At 43.6% G+C, this 8,009-nt stretch carries 5 protein-coding genes; 3 read left to right on the forward strand and 2 right to left on the reverse strand.

From position 1 onward, the window contains the following. Positions 1-197: 197 nt before the first annotated feature. On the reverse strand, positions 198-1,418 hold the full coding sequence (locus COV43_02520) for a hypothetical protein (GenBank protein PIR26176.1): 1,221 nt from the start codon (positions 1,416-1,418) through the stop codon (positions 198-200). Then, positions 1,415-2,323 carry a hypothetical protein gene (locus tag COV43_02525; GenBank protein PIR26177.1) on the reverse strand — a complete coding sequence of 303 codons (909 nt, stop codon included), beginning with the start codon at positions 2,321-2,323 and terminating at the stop codon, positions 1,415-1,417. Before COV43_02525 ends, COV43_02520 begins: the two co-directional genes overlap by 4 nt. 151 nt (positions 2,324-2,474) lie before the next feature. On the opposite strand from COV43_02525, the gene COV43_02530 reads away from it, so the two are divergent. From COV43_02530 to COV43_02540, 3 genes are all read left to right on the forward strand, one after another. Next, positions 2,475-2,960, forward strand: coding sequence for a hypothetical protein (locus COV43_02530; GenBank protein ID PIR26178.1), 486 nt, complete (start codon positions 2,475-2,477; stop codon positions 2,958-2,960). 100 nt (positions 2,961-3,060) lie between these two features. Next, positions 3,061-6,579, forward strand: a complete 3,519-nt coding sequence (locus COV43_02535; GenBank protein PIR26179.1) for a hypothetical protein — start codon at positions 3,061-3,063, stop codon at positions 6,577-6,579. An 83-nt stretch (positions 6,580-6,662) separates the two neighbouring features. Further along, on the forward strand, positions 6,663-7,820 hold the full coding sequence (locus tag COV43_02540) for an ATPase (GenBank protein PIR26180.1): 1,158 nt from the start codon (positions 6,663-6,665) through the stop codon (positions 7,818-7,820). Positions 7,821-8,009: the final 189 nt, after the last annotated feature.

Below are 8,009 nucleotides of genomic sequence, written 5' to 3' on the forward strand. Positions count from 1 at the left end.
AATTGAAACCAGTTTGAATTTAGTATCAACAACTATTTGAATTTATTTAGGATAGTGGTAACTCGAGCACACATTTTTTGCCATTATGCCCAGGACAGCAAAGTGTTTGAATTGCCGGATCCCTCCGCCTTAGGCTGAAGGATGACAAGCAAAAGTCCATCGCACTATTGCCCTATTGAACTATTGCTCTAGGAGCACTACTTCTCATTCCATTTTTTCAACACATTCGGAAGGGTATTTTTATCCACTTGAGTTTTGTGTTCGTTCCACGAAATGATGTCGCCTCGCTTGGCGGCGTTGAAGTGTCTTTCTTTGCGGTGAGGCAGGTCTTTGTCGAAGTGGGTGATGCGTTGCAGCCTTGCATTTTCTCCGCACAATAATAATTCTGCTTTTCCTTTTGAATTCATCGGCGACGAAACAACGCGCCATGCAACATTTCCTGTTGCTGGCTCTGCACTTTCACTCTTTTGCTTTTTCAAAATCATGTACGCCATTTTTAAATAATCGTGTTTGTTGCCAATGGCATCATCGATATCTCGAATCAATTTTGGGCATTCCCACTCAACATAAAAATGGCACCAATCGCGTTTGCTCCACTTGAGCATTGGGCAAGGGCCTTGATGTAAGCATGGCGCTAGCACTTTCAAATTGGCGCTTTGCGGGCGCGAGTCTTCTGCCACATTCAACAGCAAATCGCGAAGCTGCATGAGTTCGCGAGTTGATTTTTGCAAAGCAGGATCAACCAAAAGCAAGCTTGCGTTTGGGGCTAAATATTTTTCGCATAAAAAATGGGCAAGGTCGTATTGTTGCTGCACTGAAGAAAATTCGTTCAGCACATTTGCAGCAATGATCAGCTGAAACTGTTTTCGCTTGAGCAAACGATCTATTTGCGTGGGAAGTGCACGTTCCGTAAAAACTTTGAGTACATGTTTTTTTTCGGTAAGCTGCAAAAACAATGCTGATGCATCTTGCGCAATGCCTTTGTTTTGTTCGAAGGCCACAATGTCTAATTTCACTTTAGGCAAATGCTGCGAAAAAAAGTGTGCGCATGCAATACTTGCCGTACCTGGGCCAGCGCCAAGATCTAAAATGGAAAAACTTCCTTCGGCGGGAAGCTCGCCTAAATCGTGCATTTGCTGAAGACAGTGTTTAATTTTTGCGTAGTTTGTGAGAAAAAAATACAGCAAATATGCTGAGCGATATTCTTTTAAGTTGAAATAGTTTTGCGCGCGTTTTCCACGTTCGGAAGTAAACTGCATGGATAAATCAGCAATAGCCGGCATAAAAAAATTCAAGTCTTTTGTGTTGAAGTTTTTTTGATGGGCTTGATATTTTTTGCCAAAACGTTTTGGGAGATACGTTTCTTTCACGTATTGCAGCAAATTTTGTTCAAGACTTTTGGGAAGCAGTGCTGTCATTCTTCGTCTATGCCTCGAAGTTTGTTCACCACTTTTTCCAAGTCAGGAGGAAGTGGAGAACGAAACTCCATTTTTTCTCCACTGGAGCGAAAACCCAAAATATACGCATGCAACGCATGACGATGCAGCTGCGCCGTGCTGCCATAGAGTTTGTCGCCCATTACCGGGTGGCCAATGTGTGCAAAGTGTACGCGAATTTGATGCGTTTTTCCGGTGTATAAATTGAGATCAAGCAGCGTTGCATTTTCATAACGCTCGATGACGCGGTATTCTGTTTTAGCTTCAACGCCTTCACCGCTTGGAACCACTTTTACTTTTCGGCCGTGAGAAAAATCGCCTTTTTCAAGATCGAAGCGAAGAATGCCCGATTCTTTTTCCACGCGCCCTTCTACGATGGCGTAATAGCGGCGTTTCACGCTGTGCTTTGCAAACTGCTCTTTAATCAACTGGCCTTTTTTGGAACGCGCAAACAAAACAAGCCCGCTTGTTTCCACATCCAAGCGATGAAGCGGCTCAACAAACACACCAGTACTTTCGGTATACTTGCGTTGCAAATAGCCGCGCACTTGGTCGGTGAGCGTTTGGCTTAAGTGCTTCTGGTCTTTGCCCGCCACGGTGTGCACGCCCCACGGTTTTTCCACCACCATAATATCGCGGTCTTCATAGTGAACTTTCAAGAACCCTTTGATGCGCGTTTTTTTCGTGGGCAGCTCTGGCATCACCGTCACGCGGTCGTTTGTTCGAAGCGCCCAGCTGGCAATACGTACTTTTTTTCCATTCACTGCCACTCTGCCATTGTCCAGCAACTGCTTGATAATACGGCGCGAGCGGCCAGTCTTCTGCGCAAGCCACGTGTCTATTCTATGGCCTTCTGAGGCCGCTTTTATGTTAAATTCTTCTTTCATCTTCTTGACTTTCTGTGCCAAACCTAGTTTAGGCAGGTGGTCTCTTGGTGCGCCAAAGGCCTGTTGCCCAAAGCCACCGTGTAAATCGCAACGAGGTATCGCAGCTTTTCGGTTTTTGTTGCTTACTTTCTTTGCCACGAAGGAGTTAATTATGTCTCAAATCGCCTTAGGAAACCTTACTGCAAACGTAGCTGCCGACTGGGATGTCCAGGGAATGCTGACCATCACGCTGCCTTCTACCGATCCAAATGTGAAGCCAAATGTGATCCTCACCAAAGAACAATTGCCACGCGAAGTGGATTTGAACGAATACTTCGACAAAATCAAGGAATCTATTCAAAAAAGAGGCATTAAAGACCTTAAAATTTCAGACGAGCGCGACATCGCCATTTCGGGCGTACGCGGCAAAATGATGATTTGCAGCTGGGACGTGTCTGCCATGGCTGAAATGATGGCGCAACAAAACCCCAACCAAAAAGCTCCGGCTATTAAGCCAGGGCAAATTGTAAAACAGGTTCAGGTGACATTGCTCAAAGACCAAATGGCCATCAACATGACCGCCAGCTTCCCCAACGAAAAATTCACCGATTACTATAAACCCTTCCAAGAATTCCTAAAAAGCTTGAAATTTGACTGATTTTTTTGAAACAAACACCAAAAACCGCCTTTTTTGGCGGTTTTTTTTATGGGTTCAAAAGAGCAACTTTTAAGACTTTGTGACCGATAATAAGACACTTATGTTTTCAGCGGGCGATCCCAAAATTAAGGATGCTGGTGCTCCTTCCATTTCGGTAGAAATGGAGGCTTATACCCACATCAACCAAAGTGCCGAAGCATTGCAGGCGCAAGCTAACGAGCTTCAAGCTCACGGCATTGCCATTGCGATTGTGACTGATGATGATGGCCATCACTATTATAGTTACAAAGCTGGCGATGAACTGATTGCGCCGGTCACGTTTCAAGAAAGTGGTTTTTTCCGATTCGAGGTTCCAAAGGGCCTACATCAAGAAAGTGCTGTCTATATTGCGCTCTCCAAAGGACGAGTCTTGGAGCAGCCTCCCGAATTTGGCAGAACCTTTTTCACTGCAACGGATGATGCCGGAGTGAGTCTTGATCCTGTTGTGATTGAGTACACTGTTGTCGTTTCGGAATCTCAGGGTTTAAGTGGCAGCGATACAGAATCCATCAAAAGTTTTATCCTTAAAAAAATTAAACACGATCTTGAAATTTATCAAGGTGGAAAAAATGCTGATGCCCTTCTTTTGGCAAGCATTCGTCATAACGATCATGCAAATGAAGGCCAAAGAAAATTTACGGTTTATGTAGGCGTGAACAAAAATATTTTTCCTGATGATGAACTTGCCCGAAAAAAAGGCCCGCCTTATTTGGAAGCAGCATATTGCCCCGAGTGGATTCAACATGCCGAAAAAGTTGAAGGGGAGAAAAACACAGATGGCACTCCCCTCATTGCAGGTTGGGAAATCATTCCACAAAGTAACGGAAAATATTTGGCCATTCCACGTGAAGAAATAAAAGATCGTGTTAGCGAACAGACCGGCGAAAAAACTTCGCATTACGAATATAACCTCACTTCAAAACTTGGCTCCAGTGCATTTATGAATGGCGACGATCCCAAACGGCTTTTACGCGGTGTGAAATTTATTGGCATGGGTGGAGTTGTTGGTTTGCAGTGTCCTGTGTTTGAACTTGATGTCTACGAAATTCCAAAAACACCCGACAGCTGTTTGGAATGGGTTGAAGAAAAAACTCAAAAAGAAATTTCTACACGCGAACGTCTTACAAAGCTTGGCGAAGGTTATCTTTTGCAAAACAAGAGTTCGAGTGTGTTTCGCTACATTGGCCCAAGTTCAGATGCATCAGGGTTGACGCAAGCAAAAGAGAGTGTTGCTCAACATGCACCAGAAAAATCTGGCTACACGTTTGTTGATGTGGGCGTAAAGCAAACGGTGAATGATCCGGTGTGCCAGGCATATCAACTGTTTCCGCAGTATGAAAAAATTCCAGATGCTCCTAAGCCAGGAACAAAACCCAAAGGCAAAAGCGATGTTGGGAAAATAAAAATTCTTTTTCCCAACGATGAAAACAAACGAAAAAACCTTGAAGAACTCACAAAACTTGGTCGCATTCGCATCATTCCACCACTGAAAACACCGCAACAGCAGCAACCAGCGCTCATTCGCATCATATTACAAGAACTTCATGAAGATGATCCCAACGCGCAAGAAATTATGTTTGTGGTTGATCAAAGCGGAAGCATGTCTCCTTATGCCACTTATGTTGCGGAGAAATTCGATGAAATCAGCGCCGAACTTGCGGCCAGCAAAAATGAAGATGATGAAAACGGCTTGGGCCTTATTGCTTATACAAGTGACGATACAGCTGAAAGTGGAGTGGACCTCTTGGTGCCGCTGCAAACAGAATTGGAAGATGCGCTTGAAGCACAAGAAGTGCGAAAGGGTTTACAGTTTATCGCTGCCAATACAAGTGGCGGCCTAGAATACACGTATGAAGCGGCTTGGCGAGCATTGGATGAATTTGAACGCACTGGAAATGAAAGCTTGAAAAAAATTATTGTGCTCACTGATGAGGGTACTGTTGAAGCTGACCTTCAGGTAAAACCCGGTGGGCTCACGCCAGAACAACTGAAAGCACGCGCGGAACAATTGGGTGTAGAGTTCATTGTTATTTTTATTCCACCAGTTGAAAATTTTGCTGTCTATAATCACTTTACGCCTCCATCAAAGTCGGAGTATCTTGATTACCTTGATTTGCTCGATGTCAACCCTGCCGACTGGACACAAGAAAAACGCACACAATTTTGGCTTGATGGCCTCAATTCTTCTGAAGCTAGCCTTCGCGTAAAAGCCTATATCATCGAACTTTTAGAGGCAGTACCAGAGAGTGAAAAGTCCCTCGTTGTACAAGAGCTATTGAAACGACTTGATGATACATTTGAAAATCAAAATCTTCAGGTCAATGTTTTTAAGGCACTTGGAGTTCTTAACACCCCAAAATCGCAAGATGCCATCGTTGATTTTGTTCTCCAAACCCCGTTCGAATCAATAAAAGCTGACTGTATCAGACATGAACTGAGCAACATGAACCTTCCGATAAGAAATATGTTGTATGCTTTTTTAAATAATCCAACACATCCGATGGGGAGACGCATTACCGCTGCTCACTACCTAGCATGGCTTGGGGATGAGCGAAGTGTAGAGATCCTAACATCCCCTGCAATCACCCATTGTTTAGCTCATGAACATCTGTGCCTTAATACTTTGGACCAAGCTTTTAGAGATTTTAGACCTGCATTATTGCAAGCGTTAGAAGATCACCTATCGCGCGAAAGTATTGGAGAAAGAAGAAGTCGTCTTAAATTTGCAATTGCATCTCTCAAAGCACTGGAGGAAGCAAAGCAACGGGAACTTCAAACACCTGTTTTTGAAACAATCAAACAACGCGCCATGAAAGAGGGGATTCTTGAGGCGTTAAAACAAATCAAACAACGCGAGCCCGAGCATTATCTTCCAGCGCTCATAAGCGTCTATATGAATCCTTATGATTCTAATGCTGAAGATTCGGAACGCTATGCAAAGCTGATGGAAGAAATAATAGCATTTGGCGACGAAGCAGCTACCCATCTTTTTGAAAAGTACAGCTCCTATGTGGCGACACCTCGTCTCTTGGAAGCTATCGGTGGTGTAAAAGCGGAGGAATATCTTCGAAAACTTGTACAAAAAGGAGAACCACAAGTTCAACCTAACCCACATCGCATCTTTGACGGTGGCCAACTCACATTTACCAAAGCAAGTCTTGAGGCTGTCGTAACAAAAAATCGTATTGCTGAATTGAGCAAAGACCTCACCAAAGCACATGCTGCGCTGAATGGCTTTGATACGGAAATGAAAGTGTTTGCAGCTATTGCCTTGGCTCAACAAAAAGACGATGCCGCCATTCCCGTTTTGCTAGAGCAGCTTTTTCCATGGGATGATGGGCTTGTGGAGCTTATTAAAAATATAGGAAGTGAAAAAGCAGGCCAGGCCTTACTCTTCATTTTCAAAAATAAACGATCTTGGCTAGAGGGCCAACTCGAAAAGATCATAAAAGCCCTTGAAGAAACAGGAACCCCAGATGCCATTCCAGCCCTTTCAGATTACTTGATTCATCAAGATGAAGACCTGTTCGAAGCAGCTGCGAACGCCATCAGCGCCATTAGCGAGCGAAATGGCTTGTAAAAAACTTCTTCCAAAAAAAATTTCGTTTTTCGGTCGTTTTTTGTGCTTGAACATACTCCATAAATGGCGTACGATTCTGGAGCATGTTCAAGAGAACGATTAAACCTCCGAAATCAAACAGCTTTTTCCTTTTTGGAGCTAGAGGAACAGGTAAATCTACCCTTCTCAAACACCACTTTTCTGCTCAAAAGGCTTATCTCGTGAACCTCCTCCTTCCTGAAGAAGAAGATCGTTTTGCCCGAAACCCCTCTGAGTTTGCAGAGTCTGTAAAAAAAAGGGCTCCGCAGGTTGTTATTATTGATGAAGTGCAAAAGGTTCCCAAACTGCTGAATGTGGTGCAATCACTTATGCTGGATCACCCAAAAATCCAATTTGCCCTTACTGGTTCCAGCGCCAGAAAACTCAAACGTGGTGGAGCCAATCTTCTGGCGGGAAGAGCTTTTCTCAATTATCTCTATCCGCTCACCTCCGCCGAACTTGGCGAAGTCTTTTCACTTCAAAACGCTTTGGCTTTTGGCACTTTACCTGCGGTATGGAATTTTCAGACAGCAGAAGAAAAAAAATCGTTTTTGCACTCTTACGCTATCACTTACTTCAAAGAAGAAATTCAAGCCGAACAAATTGTAAGAAAGTTGGAGCCGTTTCGTAATTTTTTAGAAGTAGCTGCGCAATCGAATGGAAAAATTATTTCTTATGCAAACATTGCGCGAGACGTTTCGGTTGATATCAAAACAGTTCAGTCCTATTTTCAAATTCTTGAAGACACACTTATTGGTTTTTTACTCGAACCTTTTCATCGTTCCCTTCGCAAACGCCAACGTCAAGGTCCAAAATTTTATTTTATTGATACAGGGCTCGCCAGGGCACTTGCACGAACACTCACTCTAGAGCTTGCGCCACAAACATCCGTTTTTGGAAATCTTTTTGAACAATTTGTCATTCTAGAAATATACAAAAGAAATCACTACTTCATGAAAGATTACCGCTTTTCTTATTTACGCACCAAAGATGATGCGGAGATCGATCTTATTATAGAGCGGCCGGGTCTGCCTTTGGCGTTGATAGAAATTAAATCTTCGCCACGAATTGATGAATCGCACCTAAGGACCTTGGCACGTTTTCGACAAGACCTTGGAAACTGTGATGCCTACTGTCTTTCCCAAGATCCACTTGCTCGTATTGTCCAAGGCATTCACGTGCTTCCTTGGACAAAAGGGCTTGAAGAACTTGGATTGGTGTAGTGGTTTTACTTTGAGGAACTTTTTTGAAAGTGAAGTAATATCATTTTATTATCCTCTGGCTTGACCAGGCCTGTCCGGCAGGCGGGGGATCCAGCAATTCTAACACTTTGCAGTCATCCTTCGTTACACTCAGGATGGGCATAATGGCAAAAAATGTGTGCTATTTAGGTTTGAGAAAGAAGTAATAAG

Source organism: Deltaproteobacteria bacterium CG11_big_fil_rev_8_21_14_0_20_42_23 (assembly GCA_002796345.1).
Classification (GTDB): domain Bacteria; phylum UBA10199; class UBA10199; order 2-02-FULL-44-16; family 2-02-FULL-44-16; genus 1-14-0-20-42-23.

Excerpts from the sequence above, each read along its gene's own strand:
- COV43_02520 (PIR26176.1), bottom strand. The coding sequence starts at position 1,418 with ATGACAGCACTGCTTCCCAAAAGTCTTGAACAAAATTTGCTGCAATAC.
- COV43_02525 (PIR26177.1), bottom strand. The coding sequence starts at position 2,323 with ATGAAAGAAGAATTTAACATAAAAGCGGCCTCAGAAGGCCATAGAATA.
- COV43_02530 (PIR26178.1), top strand. The coding sequence starts at position 2,475 with ATGTCTCAAATCGCCTTAGGAAACCTTACTGCAAACGTAGCTGCCGAC.
- COV43_02535 (PIR26179.1), top strand. The coding sequence starts at position 3,061 with ATGTTTTCAGCGGGCGATCCCAAAATTAAGGATGCTGGTGCTCCTTCC.
- COV43_02540 (PIR26180.1), top strand. The coding sequence starts at position 6,663 with ATGTTCAAGAGAACGATTAAACCTCCGAAATCAAACAGCTTTTTCCTT.